The 14,424-nt window shown below is 69.1% G+C and carries 21 protein-coding genes; 13 read left to right on the forward strand and 8 right to left on the reverse strand.

Annotated features, from left to right (window positions below):
* Window positions 1-107 precede the first annotated feature (107 nt).
* From AC1DYP_RS04430 to AC1DYP_RS04450, 5 genes are all read left to right on the forward strand, one after another.
* The gene (locus AC1DYP_RS04430; RefSeq protein WP_477034114.1) at window positions 108-389 is read left to right on the forward strand and encodes a BufA1 family periplasmic bufferin-type metallophore; all 282 of its coding nucleotides are present in this window, start codon (window positions 108-110) and stop codon (window positions 387-389) included.
* Between the two features lie 130 nt (window positions 390-519).
* Window positions 520-1,398 carry an MNIO family bufferin maturase gene (gene bufB / locus AC1DYP_RS04435; RefSeq protein ID WP_477045300.1) on the forward strand — a complete coding sequence of 293 codons (879 nt, stop codon included), beginning with the start codon at window positions 520-522 and terminating at the stop codon, window positions 1,396-1,398.
* Entirely contained in the window at window positions 1,391-2,161 is a 771-nt protein-coding gene (locus AC1DYP_RS04440; protein WP_477045301.1) for an HvfC/BufC family peptide modification chaperone, read from the forward strand. Before bufB ends, AC1DYP_RS04440 begins: the two co-directional genes overlap by 8 nt.
* 8 nt (window positions 2,162-2,169) lie before the next feature.
* Entirely contained in the window at window positions 2,170-2,628 is a 459-nt protein-coding gene (locus AC1DYP_RS04445; protein ID WP_477045375.1) for a DoxX family protein, read from the forward strand.
* A 210-nt stretch (window positions 2,629-2,838) separates the two neighbouring features.
* Window positions 2,839-3,165: a DUF2834 domain-containing protein gene (locus tag AC1DYP_RS04450; protein ID WP_477045302.1), complete on the forward strand. Its 327-nt coding sequence runs from the start codon at window positions 2,839-2,841 to the stop codon at window positions 3,163-3,165.
* 4 nt (window positions 3,166-3,169) lie between these two features.
* Here AC1DYP_RS04450 and AC1DYP_RS04455 read toward each other — a convergent pair whose 3' ends face one another.
* Together AC1DYP_RS04455 and AC1DYP_RS04460 are read right to left on the reverse strand one after the other, a co-directional pair.
* Complete coding sequence (locus tag AC1DYP_RS04455) at window positions 3,170-3,805, reverse strand: DUF2799 domain-containing protein (RefSeq protein ID WP_477045303.1); 636 nt, start codon at window positions 3,803-3,805, stop codon at window positions 3,170-3,172.
* A gap of 73 nt (window positions 3,806-3,878) precedes the next feature.
* The gene (locus tag AC1DYP_RS04460; protein ID WP_477045304.1) at window positions 3,879-4,469 is read right to left on the reverse strand and encodes a TspO/MBR family protein; all 591 of its coding nucleotides are present in this window, start codon (window positions 4,467-4,469) and stop codon (window positions 3,879-3,881) included.
* Window positions 4,470-4,552: 83 nt separating this feature from the next.
* On the opposite strand from AC1DYP_RS04460, the gene AC1DYP_RS04465 reads away from it, so the two are divergent.
* Complete coding sequence (locus tag AC1DYP_RS04465) at window positions 4,553-5,050, forward strand: GNAT family N-acetyltransferase (protein ID WP_477045305.1); 498 nt, start codon at window positions 4,553-4,555, stop codon at window positions 5,048-5,050.
* A gap of 44 nt (window positions 5,051-5,094) precedes the next feature.
* Here AC1DYP_RS04465 and bfr read toward each other — a convergent pair whose 3' ends face one another.
* Together bfr and AC1DYP_RS04475 are read right to left on the reverse strand one after the other, a co-directional pair.
* Window positions 5,095-5,574, reverse strand: coding sequence for a bacterioferritin (bfr, locus tag AC1DYP_RS04470; RefSeq protein ID WP_477034106.1), 480 nt, complete (start codon window positions 5,572-5,574; stop codon window positions 5,095-5,097).
* A gap of 365 nt (window positions 5,575-5,939) precedes the next feature.
* Window positions 5,940-6,125: a (2Fe-2S)-binding protein gene (locus AC1DYP_RS04475; RefSeq protein WP_056440858.1), complete on the reverse strand. Its 186-nt coding sequence runs from the start codon at window positions 6,123-6,125 to the stop codon at window positions 5,940-5,942.
* A 258-nt stretch (window positions 6,126-6,383) separates the two neighbouring features.
* On the opposite strand from AC1DYP_RS04475, the gene thiE reads away from it, so the two are divergent.
* Together thiE and AC1DYP_RS04485 are read left to right on the forward strand one after the other, a co-directional pair.
* The gene (gene thiE, locus AC1DYP_RS04480) at window positions 6,384-7,031 is read left to right on the forward strand and encodes a thiamine phosphate synthase (protein ID WP_477045306.1); all 648 of its coding nucleotides are present in this window, start codon (window positions 6,384-6,386) and stop codon (window positions 7,029-7,031) included.
* 76 nt (window positions 7,032-7,107) lie between these two features.
* Window positions 7,108-7,515: a hypothetical protein gene (locus AC1DYP_RS04485; RefSeq protein ID WP_477045307.1), complete on the forward strand. Its 408-nt coding sequence runs from the start codon at window positions 7,108-7,110 to the stop codon at window positions 7,513-7,515.
* 122 nt (window positions 7,516-7,637) lie between these two features.
* On the opposite strand, the gene AC1DYP_RS04490 is transcribed toward AC1DYP_RS04485, so the two are convergent.
* Both AC1DYP_RS04490 and AC1DYP_RS04495 read right to left on the reverse strand, forming a co-directional pair.
* Complete coding sequence (locus AC1DYP_RS04490) at window positions 7,638-8,492, reverse strand: sigma-70 family RNA polymerase sigma factor (RefSeq protein WP_477045308.1); 855 nt, start codon at window positions 8,490-8,492, stop codon at window positions 7,638-7,640.
* Entirely contained in the window at window positions 8,489-8,881 is a 393-nt protein-coding gene (locus AC1DYP_RS04495; protein WP_477045309.1) for a hypothetical protein, read from the reverse strand. The genes AC1DYP_RS04490 and AC1DYP_RS04495 overlap by 4 nt, the downstream gene beginning before the upstream one ends.
* A gap of 173 nt (window positions 8,882-9,054) precedes the next feature.
* Between AC1DYP_RS04495 and AC1DYP_RS04500 the strand changes: the two genes are divergently transcribed.
* Both AC1DYP_RS04500 and AC1DYP_RS04505 read left to right on the forward strand, forming a co-directional pair.
* Window positions 9,055-9,285: a hypothetical protein gene (locus AC1DYP_RS04500; protein ID WP_477045310.1), complete on the forward strand. Its 231-nt coding sequence runs from the start codon at window positions 9,055-9,057 to the stop codon at window positions 9,283-9,285.
* Between the two features lie 155 nt (window positions 9,286-9,440).
* Window positions 9,441-10,241, forward strand: a complete 801-nt coding sequence (locus AC1DYP_RS04505; RefSeq protein ID WP_477045311.1) for an inositol monophosphatase family protein — start codon at window positions 9,441-9,443, stop codon at window positions 10,239-10,241.
* 155 nt (window positions 10,242-10,396) lie between these two features.
* Here AC1DYP_RS04505 and AC1DYP_RS04510 read toward each other — a convergent pair whose 3' ends face one another.
* A complete protein-coding gene (locus tag AC1DYP_RS04510) occupies window positions 10,397-10,786 on the reverse strand; it encodes a hypothetical protein (RefSeq protein ID WP_477045312.1) in 390 nt (129 codons plus the stop codon).
* Between the two features lie 234 nt (window positions 10,787-11,020).
* On the opposite strand from AC1DYP_RS04510, the gene AC1DYP_RS04515 reads away from it, so the two are divergent.
* From AC1DYP_RS04515 to AC1DYP_RS04525, 3 genes are all read left to right on the forward strand, one after another.
* On the forward strand, window positions 11,021-11,488 hold the full coding sequence (locus tag AC1DYP_RS04515; protein ID WP_477045313.1) for a chemotaxis protein CheW: 468 nt from the start codon (window positions 11,021-11,023) through the stop codon (window positions 11,486-11,488).
* Between the two features lie 232 nt (window positions 11,489-11,720).
* Window positions 11,721-12,821 (forward strand): Zn-dependent alcohol dehydrogenase, encoded by a 1,101-nt coding sequence (locus tag AC1DYP_RS04520; protein ID WP_477045314.1) that lies wholly within the window; start codon window positions 11,721-11,723, stop codon window positions 12,819-12,821.
* A gap of 53 nt (window positions 12,822-12,874) precedes the next feature.
* Window positions 12,875-13,894, forward strand: coding sequence for a beta-eliminating lyase-related protein (locus AC1DYP_RS04525; RefSeq protein WP_477045315.1), 1,020 nt, complete (start codon window positions 12,875-12,877; stop codon window positions 13,892-13,894).
* Here AC1DYP_RS04525 and AC1DYP_RS04530 read toward each other — a convergent pair.
* A complete protein-coding gene (locus AC1DYP_RS04530; protein WP_477045316.1) occupies window positions 13,891-14,424 on the reverse strand; it encodes a DUF1579 family protein in 534 nt (177 codons plus the stop codon). The two genes, AC1DYP_RS04525 and AC1DYP_RS04530, sit on opposite strands and share 4 nt — an antisense overlap.

The raw sequence follows: 14,424 nt of genomic DNA on the forward strand, positions 1-14,424 counted from the left end.
CCGGTGTAACCTTTCGTCGCACCCGTCCGTAACTCACCCTTGACCGCGCAGGACGGGCCGACGAACGGCGCCGGGCCCGGTCAGACCCTGACGAAGGAAACGTCCCCATGAACCGCACTCCCGCTCTCGCCCTCGCCGCCGTGTTCGCCCTGAGCGCCGGCGCCGCCATGGCCCGCGACGACATGAAGCCGGCCAAGACCGAAATGGAAAAGTGCTACGGCGTCGCCAAGGCCGGCCAGAACGACTGCAAGGCCGGCGCCGGCACCAGCTGCGCGGGCACCTCGAAGACCGACTATCAGGCCGACGCCTGGAAGAAGGTCGCCAAGGGCACCTGCACCACGATCAAGACGCCGAACGGTACGGGCTCGCTGACCCCGAAGTCGATGTAAGCCACTCCCACGCTGTCATCCCGGACGAGCGCGCAGCGCGACGATCCGGGACCGACCCAGAGCGCATGCGTTTCCGGCGGTCCGGATCCGCGCTTCGCTTCGTCCGGGATGACAGGTTTGGATTGAGAAGATGTCCCCCACCGCCGGCCTCGGCCTCAAATCCCAGCACTACGCCGAAGCCCTCGCGGCTCAGGACGCGGGCCTGTGGTTCGAGGTCCATCCCGAGAACTACATGGCCGCCGGCGGGCCGCGCCTGCGTTGGCTGGAGGCGATCCGCGAGAAGCATCCGCTGTCGCTGCACGGGGTGGGCCTGTCCCTGGCCGCCGACGCCGATCCGGACCCGGCGCACCTGCTGGCCCTAAAGGCCCTAGCCGACCGGTTCGAGCCGTTCGTGGTCTCCGAACACCTGGCCTGGAGCACCCACCGCGGCGTCCACCAGCCCGACCTCCTGCCCTTCCCCCGCACCCACGCGGCCCTGGACCGCATCGCCGGCAACGTCGGGCGCGCGCAGGATGTCCTTGGACGGACGATCCTGGTCGAGAACCCGTCGCTGTACCTGCCGCTGACCGGCCACGAGCTGGACGAGACCGATTTCCTGATCGAACTGACCCGCCGCACGGGCTGCGGCCTGCTGGTCGACGTCAACAACGTGTTCGTCAGCGCCAGCAACCTGGGCTACGCGGCCGAGACCTATCTGGACGCCCTGCCCGCCGAGGTGATCGGCGAGATCCACCTGGCCGGCCACGGCGCCGACTCTGATTTCAAGGAGGGGGGCGGCTCGAGCCTCCTGATCGACACCCACGGCGCGCCGATCGCCGAGCCCGTCTGGGCGCTGTATCGCCGCCTGATCGACCGCGTCGGTCCTCGACCCACCCTGATCGAGCGCGACGACGACATCCCCGCCTTCGAGGTGCTGATGGCCGAGCGCGATCGGGCGCATGGCGTGCTGACGGGGACAGGCGCATGCGCCTTTCCCCAACCGCTCCAGCCGGAGCCGGCCCATGTCTGAGCTGGGCCAATTCCAGGACGCCTTCGCCGCCGCCTTGGCCGAGCGAACCGCCGCGCCGATCGCCGCCTGGCTGCCGGACCACGAGGCCGAGCCCGCCGGCCTGGCCGTCTATCGCAACACCATCGCCAAGGGCTGCGTCGACGCCCTGGCCGCCAACTTCCCCACCGTGGCCAGCCTGGTCGGCGACGACTGGTTCCGCGCCGCCGCCGCCCTCTTCGCCCACGAGCACCCGCCGGCCAGCGCCGCCCTGCTGGCCTATGGCGAGGCCTTCCCCGACTGGCTGGAGCGCTTCCCGCCGGCCGACGATCTGCCCTACCTTCCGTCCATGGCCCGGCTGGACCGGATGTGGACCACCGCCCTGTTCGCGGACGAGGCCGAGACCCTGACCGCCGAGGCCTTCGCGCTCGATCCCGAGGCCCTGGCCGCCGCCCGCCCGCGCCTTCACCCCAGCCTGGCCTTCGCCTGGTTCGACACCGGCCTGCCCGGCCTGTGGCTGGCGGCCCGAGAGCCTGAGCGCGGCGAGATGGAACTGACGGACGACCCACAGGGTGTCCTGATCGTTCGCCCCCACGACGCGGTGCACAGCCGCCTGCTCGACGCGGCCGGCTTCGCCTTCCTGGCCGCCGCCCGTGACGGCGCGACCCTCGGCGAGGCGATCACCGCCGCCGGTGAAGCCAATCCCGCCGCCGACCTCGCAACCCTCTTCGCCGCCCTGATCGCCGACGGCGTGTTCAGCGGCCTCGACCTTGGAGATCCCGCGTGACCGACCAGATGCTCGTGCCCGTCGCCTCACGGCCCTGGAGCCGTCCGCTCGACCAGCTGGCGGTCGTGGCCCACCGCGCCCTGCCCGACGGCGTCCTGACCCTGGTCGCGCGCCTGGGCATCGCCTCTGTGTTCTTCCTGTCCGGGCGCACCAAGGTCGACGGGATCCTGCACATCACCGACGGGACCTATTCGCTGTTCGCCGAGGAATACGCCCTGCCGCTGATCCCCTCGGACGTGGCGGCCCATCTGGCGACCTACAGCGAGCACCTGTTCTCGATCCTGCTGGTGCTGGGCCTGTTCACCCGGCTCTCGGCGCTGGCCTTCCTGGGCATGACCCTGGTGATCGAGGTGTTCGTCTACCCGGACGCCTGGAGCACCCACCTGTCCTGGGCCGCCATCCTGCTGTTCCTGATCGCCAAGGGCGGCGGGAAGTGGAGCCTGGATCGGGTGTTCGGCATTCGATGAACCCTCTCCCGGAGGGGAGAGGGAGGGTGAGGGGTGACGCCCTCGCCGATTTCCACGAGCGCCCTGCCGGCACGCCGTCTGACGTCTTAGCCCCTCACCCTCCCATGCTGCGCATGGGTCCCTCCCTCTCCCTTTGGGAGGGGGCTTAAGAACGCTTGACCCGCCTAGCCCCACACGATGTCCTCACGCCGAACCGGAGCCCCCTCGACCATGTCGCGCAGCCATCTCTACTGGGCGCTCTGCATCCCGGGCGTCGTCCTGCCCTATGCGGCGTTCCTGCCGTGGCTGGTCGAGCACGGGCTGGATATCCCTCGGTTCGTGGCCGAGCTGTTCTCGACCCGGATCGGCGCCTTCTTCGGCTGGGACGTCGTCGTCTCGGCGGTCGCGCTACTGGTCTTCGCGATCTTCGAGGCGCGCCGCCTGGGCTGGCGGGTGGTGTGGATGACGGCAGCGGCCGTGTTCCTGGTCGGCGTTTCGCTGGGCCTGCCGATGCTGCTGGCCCTGCGCGAGCGTCACGCAGAACGCTCGGCCGCCTGATCGGTCACCAGCCGCCGTAGCGCGGCCCGAACCGGTGTTGCAGCTCGCTGACCTCGCGCTCGGCGTCGCGGGCCGCCCATTCGGCGCGGCGGCCGTCCTCGACAGCCTGTCGGCGCTCGGACCGCAGGCGGTTCAGGCGGTCGCGCAGTTCGTGCTTCTGCTCGTCGTTCAGCTTGGGATTCTTCAGCTCGTCCTCGACGCCGCGCGCCTCGCGGTCACGTTTCTCGGCGCGGTTGTCGGCGCTCTGGCGGTCGGATTCCGCCTGGCTCAGACGCGAGACCGCGGCGTGGACCAGTTGGCCGTCGGCATAGCCCACCAAGAACCCGCGCTCGGCCCCCTGCGGGCAAACCCCGGCGTAGGAATTGCCGTTGCGCCCCTCGCCGAAGCCCCGGTACTGGGTGCAATAGAGCTTCAGACCCTGGTCGCGGGCCTGGAAATAGGGCGCGGCGTCGGGGACCACCCCGGCCTTGGCGCAGGCCTTGGCGTGGTCGTCCAAGCGGCTTTGCGGACGTCCCGCTTCGCCGTCCTTGAAGCCGACCCCGGCCCAGTCGCCCTGCAGGCAGGCCTCCTTGCTCATGCTGGCGCAGCCGGCCAGCGCGCCGACCGTGACGGCCAATCCGAGAACCCAAAGACGACGCATGTGAAAGCTCCCCTAAGCAAGGCTTGGGGGAAGCTAAAGCTTGGCCGCCTGAACGGCCGCTGAACGGCGTTTTCTAGTGGACCGTCACCCGGCGCGGACGCTTCCACAGCTCTTCGGTCAGGGCGTTGGCGAAGCCCAGCCAGCCGAGATAGGGGCTGGAAAAGCCCGAGGCCGGGGCCACCAGCTTGCGGGCTTGCAGGGCGTAGGCGCCCGAGGCGGCCAGGGACGCGGTCGCCGCGCCAAGTTGTCCCCCGACGCGCTTGGCGCCGAGGGCCAACCAGAGGGCGTTGAAGCCCTGGACCAGGCTCCAGAGGGTGAGAGCCCGGGTACGCGTGGGGCTGGAGGGCGCGTTCCAGATGCGCAGCCCCGAAAGGGTCATGGCGATGAACAGCGGCGGCAGGATCAGGCTGGTCAGGGCCTTGGGCTGATGGGCGACCGGCTCGTGCATCTCGGCGTAGCCGACCGCGTATTCCTCGTCGTCGATCATCTTCTCGTGGCGGCGGCCCAGCAGGGTCGAGGCCAGGATCGCGCCGCCGGCCAGGGCCAGGCCCAGGACCAACTGGGCGCCGGCGCTGCTGGGGGTGTCGGCCTTCACATCGATCTCGAACGCCTCCCGGCCGGCGTGGGTCCGCCTCCCGTGGGATCTGCCGTTCGGGATGTGCATGACGGAACTCCTCGCTAAACTTGCTTGTAACCCGCTTAGCTGGGCCTTGGTTCCAGGGCGTCGCAACGGTTTGTGAGCTTGTGATGGTCGATTTCCGCTCCGCCCGGCTCGACGAGATCGAGACGATCCGAACGCTCGAACGCGCCTCGGCCCAGCGTTTCGTCGGGTTGATGGACGCCCTGGCCGACGACGAGCCCAGCCCGGCGTCGATCCTGGCGATCCGGATCGCCGACGGCGGCCTGGTCGTCGCGATGGAGGAGGGGACGATCGCGGGGTTCGCGATGTTCCGGCGGGTCGAGGCGCGGGCCTATGTCGAGCAGCTCGATGTGCTGCCAGCGTTCGCGGGCCGGGCAATCGGGGCGGCGCTGCTGGACGAGGTGGCGGCGCGGGCGCGGGCGGCGGGGCTGGAGGGCCTGTCGCTGTCGACGTTCCGCGAGGTGCCCTGGAACGCGCCATACTACCGGCGGCTGGGGTTCGTGGAGGTGGCGGTTCTGACGCCGGGGATGGCGGCGATCCGGGAGGAGCACCTGGCGCGTGGCCTGGATGAGGACGCGCGGGTGTTCATGGCGCGGGATGTCTAAGGCAGGGCTGGGGACACGCGCCTGCGCGTGTCCCCAAACGGAGCCTAAGCCGGCAGTTCGCCCACGGCGCTCTGCAGGTAGTTCTGCTCGCCCAGCGACTTGACCAGGCCCAGCTGCATCTCGAGGAAGTCGATGTGCTCCTCGGTGTCGCTCAGGATCTCGCGCAGCAGTTCGCGGCTGACATAGTCGCGGGCCTGTTCGCACTGGATGATGCCGGGGATCAGCGTCTCGCGGCCGCCGACTTCCACCGACAGGTCCGAGGCCAGGCATTCGGGCACGGTCTCGCCGATCTTCAGCTTGTGCAGGTCCTGCAGGTTGGGCAGGCCTTCCAGGAACAGGATGCGGTTGATCAGCTTGTCGGCGTGTTTCATCTCGCCGATCGACTCGTCGTAGGTGATCTTGCCCAGGCGCTTGAAGCCCCAGTTGTCGTACATCCGCGCGTGCAGGAAGTACTGGTTCACCGCCGTCAGCTCGTTGGTGAGCACCGCGTTCAAGAGCCGGATGATGCCGGGATCGCCTTGCATGGCGGGCCTCCTCAGATTCGAATAACGGCGCGCGATAGCCGAAAGTGGACGTCGGTTTCGGCGACCATCGCGCGCCCACATAAAAAGGGCTGCCTGCGTCCGAAGGACTCAGGCAGAGCGGACCCTGATCTATCGCCTGGGTTGCTTCAACCGCTATGTCTGCAAGTGTTTCTCAGCCTCACGGAAAAGCGTGAGACTGCCTCGCGTGAGCGGGGAATACCCCAAAATCCGCTCATCCCGGCGAATGCCGGGACCCAGATCCAAAGGCGGAGAGGCTGATTGGAAATAGCACGGCGCTCATGGCGTCAGGCTCAAAGTCATTCCATCTGGGTCCCGGCATTCGCCGGGATGAGCGGAACGAAAATCTATTCGGCGGCGAAGGCCAGGGCTTCGCGGTTGTCCTGGATCATCTGGCGCATCTCGCAGACGCACTTGGCGCACTGGGCCTGGCAGCCCTTGTGACGGAACACGTCGGCCGGGCGGGTGGCCCCAGCGTCGATGGCGGCGCGGACTTCCCGCTCGCGGATGCCGTTACAGTTGCAGACGTACAAGGGAGACTCGCCCCACCGAATGATTGTCATTCTCATGTAGCGGAGGCGTGGAGCTTTTGCAACTGACTCGCAGTGCGACAAATAGGCCCCGCTCTTCCCCCTGGGGGGAGGTATCGGCGAAGCCGACGGAGGGGGGAGTATTCGGAGGGGACCACAATCCGGATCAACCACCCCACAACTCCCCCCACCGGCCTTCGGCCGCCTCCCCCACGGGGGGAGGACCTTTGTCCGCGGCCCAAATCGGCGTAATCCGCACCCATGACCGACTGCCGCCTCTATCTGATCACCCCGCCCGCCCTGGACGACCTGGCCGCCTTCGGCCGCGATCTGGCCGCCGCCCTGGACGGCGGCGACGTGGCCGCGCTGCAGATCCGCCTGAAGGACGCCCCGGACGAAGTGATCGCCGCCGCCGTCCAGGCGCTGGCGCCCGTCGCCCGGGCGCGCGAGGTGGCCGTCATCCTCAACGACCGCCCCGACCTGGCCGCGCGGCTGGGCTGCGACGGCGTCCATGTCGGCCAGAGCGACACGCCCTTCAAGGAGGCCCGCAAGATCATGGGCCCCGGCGCGATGATCGGCGTCACCTGCCACGACAGCCGCCACCTGGCCATGGAGGCCGCCGAGGCCGGGGCCGACTACGTGGCCTTCGGGGCCTTCTTCCCGACCACCACCAAGGACGCCCCGACCACCGCCGATCCCGAGATCCTGTCGATCTGGCAGGAGACGATGGAGGTCCCGTCCGTGGCGATCGGCGGGATCACCGCCGACAACGCCGCCGGCCTGGCCACGGCGGGCGCCGACTTCCTGGCCGTCTCGGCCGGGGTGTGGAAACACCCGCAGGGTCCGGCGGCCGGCGTCGCGGCGATCAACGCCGCCATCGCCCAAGGCCTGGCCGCCCGTAACGCGTAACGCCGTTCGCGGAACTTGCCGCTCAAGCTTCTCGGGCGTAGCCTCCTCCCAACGATAAAATACGGGGAGGACGCCCATGCGGCGGCTTGGACTGTGTTTGCTTGGCGTAACCGTCCTGGGCTTGGCGCCAGCCGCCCTGGCGGAGAACTGGAAGCCCTCGCCCGGCGAGGCGAAAACCTTCTACGACGCCGACTTCATGCGGGTGGACGAAACGTCCGGCCTGGTGGTCGTGCGCATCGCCGAGGGCAGACCCAACGGCCCCTACAAGGCCTGGCCGGCCAGCAAGGGTCCGATCATGCTGTTCGCGCTGGACTGCGCGACAGACAAGTGGATCGACCTGGGCATGGACTTCACCGGCGACCAGGGCCTGCCCAAGGGCTGGCGCAAGGGCGAGAAGATCGAGGACATCAAGGGCGCCGCCGGCGGCGCGGGCCGCGTGGCCTGCGAGACCAAGGACACCCTGCCGAAGGTGGCGCTGCCTTAGGCTTCAGGCTCAGTGCGTCCTTCGGGGCCCGCTGCGCGGGCGCCTCAGGATGAGGAGCTCTATGCTGATATCCTCATCCTGAGGTGTGAGCCGAAGGCGAGCCTCGAAGGACGCACGGCGATTCAGCTGTTGAGCCGCGCCAGCTTGTCCGGGTTGCGCATCGTGTAGACGGCGGCGATGCGGCCGTCGACGATCTCCAGGCCCATGGTCTGGAACACCACGCCGTCGTGACTGAGCACGATGCCGGGCGCGCCGTTGATCCGCGCCAGGCGGGCGGTCGTACCCTCCGGCGCGGGGAACTTCCTCTTGAGGCCCAGCGCCAGGCGGATCGCCTTCTCCAGGCCGAACACCGGGTTGATCGTCGCCTTGGCCAGCCCGCCGCCGTCGGAATGCATGACCACGTCCTGGGCCAGGATGTCGCGCAGCAGGCCCTCGTCGCCGCTCATCGTGGCGGCCAGGAAGGCGCTGGTCAGGCGCTGCTCCTCTTCGGCGCTGGGGTGGTAGCGCGGCTTGCCGGCCTTGACGTGTTCGCGGGCCCGGGCGGCCAACTGACGGCAGGCCGCCTCGCCTCGTCCCAGGGTGCGGGCGATCTCGGCGAAGGGAACGTCGAACACGTCGTGCAGCAGGAAGGCGGCGCGCTCCAGCGGGGTCAGGCGCTCCAGGGCCAGCAGGAAGGCCACCGACAGGTCCTCGCCCAGCGTGGAGTGGTCCTCGTCGACCACCGGCTCGGGCAGCCACTCGCCGACATAGACCTCGCGCCGGGCGCGGGCCGACTTCAGCCGGTCCAGGCAAAGGCGGGTGACCACCTTGTTGAGGAAGCCGGCCGGGTTGGCGACCTCGTCGGCCTCGACGGCGCGCCAGCGGATCCAGGCGTCCTGCACCACGTCCTCGGCGTCGGCCCGCGAGCCGAGCATGCGGTAGGCCAGGCCGGTTATGGCCCCGCGTCGTTCCTCGAAGATGCTGTCCTGATCGCTCATGCGCTGACTTTCTGGCGCCGAATGCACGATCGCACCACCAGCAGACTGATGATCGCCGGCAGGAACACGCCCGGGAAATCGCGTGCCAGCAGCGGCCACGGCAGGGAGGTTCCGCAGAACGGCATGACCAGGTGGATCACCGCGTGCAGGCAGAGGAAGGTCGCCGAGACCACCGCCGCGCCCAGGCCCCGCGCCGGATCCTTCAGCGCCCAGCCCATGGCCAGGGCGCAGGCGAGAAAGGCCGCGCCGATGTCGCGGACGAAGTGGTCGTTGAACGCCCCGGTCTCGATCACCCCCGGCACGCGTGGATACCACCAGGCCGGGGCCAGCATCATCACCGCGCCGTTGATCGCCAGGATCGCCGGCAGGATCCATTTCGCCCAACGCATCGTCGTGCCCTCCTTGGGTTTGGAGACATGACGAGGCAGGCCGCCCGGATGTGACATCGCGCCAGGAAAATCGCCGGCCGTTGCCTGCCTCCGAAAATCCCGCCAGCTTGACCGTTCGGAGCGGGCGACGAGATCCAGAACACATGCGCACACGATGGAAGCTGGCGGGCTTGGTGCTCGTAGCGATCGCGATGATCGTCGCGGGCCTGCTGCTGAACCCGTCGCCCCCGATGTTCGAGGTTAAGGTCGAGGTGATGCCCGCAACCGGCACGCCGGAGCCGTATGCTCAGACCGCCGTCTGGATCGGCCACATCCTCCCGGCGGTCTTCGGCTTGGCGGTGGTGGGGGTGCTGGCCTGGGTGACGCAGCATGTCCTTCGCCGCCCCCGCGACCCGGACGCCTGAACCGCGGCAAAATCCCCTCGCCTTGCTTTCGGCGGCCCAGGCGACTAGGTATCGCGCCCACTTTCCCGATCTTTCTATCCGCCCGCATGCATATCCCCCGCCGTCGCTCCCCCTTGGGCGACGCCGCGCAGGGGGAACTATGAGGAACACCTGCCTTGGCCACCGCTTCCGCCCTCCTGAACGTGATGATCGACGCCGCGCGCAAAGCCGCCCGCGGCCTGGCCCGTGACTTCGGCGAAGTCACCGAGCTGCAGGTGTCCAAGAAGGGCCCCGCCGACTTCGTCACCGCCGCCGACCAGAAGGCCGAGCAGGTGATCTTCGAGATCCTGGAAAAGGCTCGCCCCGGCTACGGCTTCCTCGGTGAGGAGCGCGGCATGATCGAGGGCACCGACAAGACCCACACCTGGGTGGTCGACCCGCTGGACGGCACCACCAACTTCCTGCACGGCATCCCGCACTTCGCGGTCAACATCGCCCTGCAGCGCGAGGGCGAGGTCGTGGCCGGCGTCACCTACAACCCCATCACCAACGACCTGTTCTGGGTCGAAAAGGGCAAGGGCGCCTATCTGGGCGCCGAGAAGCGCCTGCGCGTCGCGGCCCGTCGCCACCTGGACGAAAGCGTCCTGGCCACCGGCGTGCCGTTCCTGGGCAAGCCCGGCCACGCCCAGTTCCTGAAGGAACTGCACCAGATCAGCCAGAAGGTCGCCGGCGTGCGCCGCTTCGGCGCGGCGTCGCTGGACCTGGCCTGGGTCGCGGCCGGCCGCTTCGACGGCTTCTGGGAACGCAACCTCAAGCCCTGGGACGTGGCGGCCGGCGTACTGATGGTCACCGAGAGCGGCGGCAAGGTCTCGACCATCGAGGAGCACGGCAACCCGGTGGACGGCGCCTCGATCCTGGCCTCGAACCAGGAACTGCATCCGCTGGTGCTGGAGCGCCTGCAGGCGGCGCAGGGCTAGTTCTCCCCTCCGTCATCCTCGGACTTGTTCCGAGGACCCCGCGATCCGCCGGCAAGGCGGCATGAAAAAGGGGCGCTGCCGACGCAGCGCCCCTTTCCTTGTCTTCAAACGCGAACCCCGGCAGGGGCCTTGGAACAAGTCCGAGGATGACTGAGCTAGCGGCAGACGGTCCGCTCGTAGACGCGGTCGCGATAGGGGTCGTATTCGCGCGTGGTCCAGCAGTCGCGGCCATAGCCGTAGCCATAGGGGCGGCCGTAGCCGCCGTAGTAGCGCGGCGGGGGCGGCGGCGGAGGGGCGTAGCCGTAGCTGTAGCCGCTGCGATAGTGGTTGTTGTTGTTGCCGGCGATCGCCGCGCCCAGGGCCAGGCCGACGATGCCGCCGGCGATGGCGACGCCCACGTCGTTGTTGTTGTGATGGCCGCGGTGGCCGTAGTAGCCGCCGTGGCGGTAGGAGTCGGCCGAGGCGGCGCTCGCGCCGGCGACCATGGCCAGGGCGGCGGCGCCGGCGGCGACACGGCCGATCAGGGTCTTCAGATTGCGGGTCATGACATGATGTCCTCTCTGGAAAGGCGTTCCGACAGGCCTCTCCATCTTGGGATTCATCTTCCGCCCCGGCGGCTGAACGCAGGCTGAACGGGGCCGTCAGCTTCACGGCCCGGACCTTGCGCCCCTTGAGACTCAAATCGTTGAAAGAAGGCCGATTTATTCACCTTTCCGCGCGAGGGTTAGGCCAAGACGGCGCCCAGAACGGGCGACGACAGGCTTGAAGGCGACCAGGCGATGTCCAGGAACGTGGCTTACACGGCCGGCGAGGATCTGCAGATCCTGTCGTTCGAAGTCGGAGCCCAGACCTATTGCGTGCCCGTGGGCGCGGTCCGCGAGATCCGCGGCGTCACCCCGGCCACCCCGTTGCCGGACGCCCCTCCCTATGTGCGCGGCGTGATCAATCTGCGCGGCCAGGTGATGCCGGTCATCGACCTGTCCGAACGCCTGGGCAAGGGCGTCGCCGCCGACAGCGCCCGCCAGGTGATCATCGTGGTCGAGCACCACGACGACGTCGCCGGCCTGCTGGTCGACGCGGTCTGCGACAGCTTCATCGTCTCGGCCGACAGCATCAGCCCGCCCCCGCCGCTGGGCGAGGAAGCCTCGCCCCTGGTGTCGGCGGTGATCACCACCGAGACGACCATGGTCGTGCTCCTGTCGGTCGACGCCATCCTGCCCGAACGCAAGATCGCCCTGGCGGCCTGATCGCATCCAGAGCGGCTGTCATCCCGGACGAGCGCGCAGCGCGAAGATCCGGGACCGACGCCTGAGCGCCATGCTTCCGGCGGTCCCGGATCTGCGCCCGGCTTCGCCGGACTTGTCCGGGATGACAACGAAGTTGTTTGAGCCACGACTTCCAAACATTTGTTCGAATAACCTCTTCCTTCGCCCCCCGCCCTGCCGCTAGGGTCCCCTCCAACAGAGAGGGAGATCGCCGATGAAGGCCGCCGTACTGCGCGAGGTGGGCAAGCCGCTGCAGATCGAGGACGTCTCGATCGGCAAGCCTGGCCCGCACGAGGTGCTGATCCGCACCAAGGCCGCCGGCGTCTGCCATTCCGACCTGCACTTCATCGAAGGCTCCTACCCCCACCCCCTGCCCGCCGTGCTGGGCCACGAGAGCGCCGGGATCGTCGAGGCGGTCGGATCCGAGGTCCGCACCGTCAAGGTCGGCGACCACGTGATCACCTGCCTCAACCCCTATTGCGGCCACTGCGAGGTGTGCCTGACCGGGCATATGAACCTGTGCATCAGCCCGGAGACGCGCCGCTCCAAAAGCGAGGAGCCGCGCCTGTTCCGCGAGGACCTGTCCGGGTCCGGCGAGACCAGGATGGCCCAGTTCCTGAACCTGTCGTCGTTCGCCGAGATGATGCTGGTCCACGAGCACGCCTGCGTCGCCATCCGCAAGGACATGCCGTTCGACCGCGCCGCCCTGATCGGCTGCTCGGTGATGACCGGGGTCGGGGCGGTGGTGAACACCTCCAACGTCCGCCTGGGCGAAACCGTGGCCGTGCTCGGCTGCGGCGGCGTGGGCCTGGCGGCGATCAACGGCGCGGCCATGGCCGGCGCCGGCCGGATCATCGCCATCGACCGCATCCCCCACAAGCTGGAGCTGGCCAGGCAGTTCGGCGCCACCGACGTCATCAACGCCAGCGACGGCGACGCGGTGAAGCAGGTGCAGGAACTGACCAGCGGCGGCGTCCACCACAGCTTCGAGGCCATCGGCCTGAAGGCCACCGCCGAGCAGTCGTTCAAGATGCTGCGCCGGGGCGGCACGGCCAACATCATCGGCATGATCCCGGTGGGCACCATGATCGAGCTGCACGGTCCCGACTTCCTGGGCGAGAAGAAGATCCAGGGCAGCTTCATGGGCTCCAACCGCTTCCCGGTCGACATGCCCCGGCTGGTCGACGCCTACATGGCCGGCAAGCTGAAGCTGGACGAACTGATCTCGCGCCGCATCAAGCTGGAGGAGGTCAACTCGGCCTTCGACGAGCTGAGGCGCGGCGAGCTGGCGCGGTCGGTGATCGTGTTTGATTGATCCTCGCCGGCGTGGCATCGGGACGTAGTTCCCGACCCACGCGAGACCCGCCCATGGCCCGTTACGACTTCGCCTCCGACAACGTCGCCGGCGCCATGCCGGAAGTCATCGAGGCGATCGTCGCCGCCAACGCCGGGACGGCGTCGGGCTACGGGACCGACCATGTCAGCGCCGCGGCCGCCGACCGCATCCGCGCCCTGCTGGACGCCGACGCCGAGGTGCGGTTCACCGCCTCGGGCACGGCGGCCAACGCCTTCGCCCTGACGTGCCTCGCCCATCCGCACGAGGCGGTGCTGGCCCACGAGCACGCCCACATCTGCACGGACGAGACCGGCGCCCCGGGCTTCTTCGGCCAGGGCGTGGGCCTGATCGGCCTGCCCGGCGCCTCGGGCAAGATCGCCTTGCCGGGGCTGGAGCTGGCCCTGAACGAGCCCGACGTCTCGTACCGCCAGCCGGCCGCCGCCCTGTCCCTGACCAACGCCACCGAATATGGCACGGTCTATTCGGCCGACGACCTGGCCGCCTTGATCGCGCCGGCCAAGGCCAAGGGCTACGGCGTGCACCTGGACGGCGCGCGGCTGGCCAACGCCGTGGCCGCCGGCTTCGACCTCAAGCGCGTGGCCCAGATCGGCGTCGACATCCTGGTGATCGGCGGCACCAAGGCCGGCTCGACCCCGACCGAGGCCGTGGTGTTCCTGAACAAGGACCTCGGCCGCCGCCTGGACGCCCGCCTCAAGCATGCCGGCCAGCTGGTCTCGAAAGGCCGGTTCCTGGCCGCCCCCTGGCTTGGCCTGCTGGGCGAAGCCGGCGACGGCGGTCCCTGGGCGGCCCGAGCGGCCCACGCCAACGCCATGGCCCGGAAGCTGGCCGGCCTGATGCCCTTCCCCCTGCGCCATCCGGTCGAGGCCAACGGCCTGTTCGTCGACATGGACGACGCGGCCCTTGAGCGCCTGCGCGAGCGCGGCTGGTTCGTCTACCGCTTCCTGGACGGCACGGCCCGCTTCATGTGCTCGTGGGCGACCACGCCCGAGATGGTCGAGGAACTGGGCGAGGCGCTGAAGGCCGTCGCCTAGCGCACGCGCGTGTATTCCAGCCGCACGGCCTGGGCTTCCCGGCCCTCGCGCGTCTCGTAGTAGTCGTAGGTGAAGTGGTCGTCGTCCTGGCGCGTCATCACCTCGCGCAGCGGGATCGCCTTTCCCGGATGGTCGAAGTCCGGCGTTTCGCCGACGAAGGTGTAGCGCCCGGCCGCCGCGTCATAGCCGCCCTTGGCGACGATGAAGCCAGTGAAGTTGACGTCCATCCAGGTGCTGAAGAAGGTCTTGGCGGCGGCGTCGTAGCCGATGTAGCCGAGGCCCTGGAACGGCTTGTCCTTGGCGTCGATGCGCAGGTCCTGCCGAAGGTGGCGGCCGTTCAGCACCATGGCCAGGTCGGCCTCGCCCCGGTCGACGACGGGCGGCTTGTCCGGGCTGGTCCAGTAGCTCTGCTTCACCGACCAGCGGCCCGCGAACCGGGCCAGCGCCGCGTGCTCGGCGTCCAGGGGCGCGGCGTGGGCCGCCGTGCCGATCAGCGCCGCCAGAACCGCTGCCTTCCACCAAATCTGCAT

This window comes from Caulobacter sp. P1_D6 (assembly GCF_056406095.1).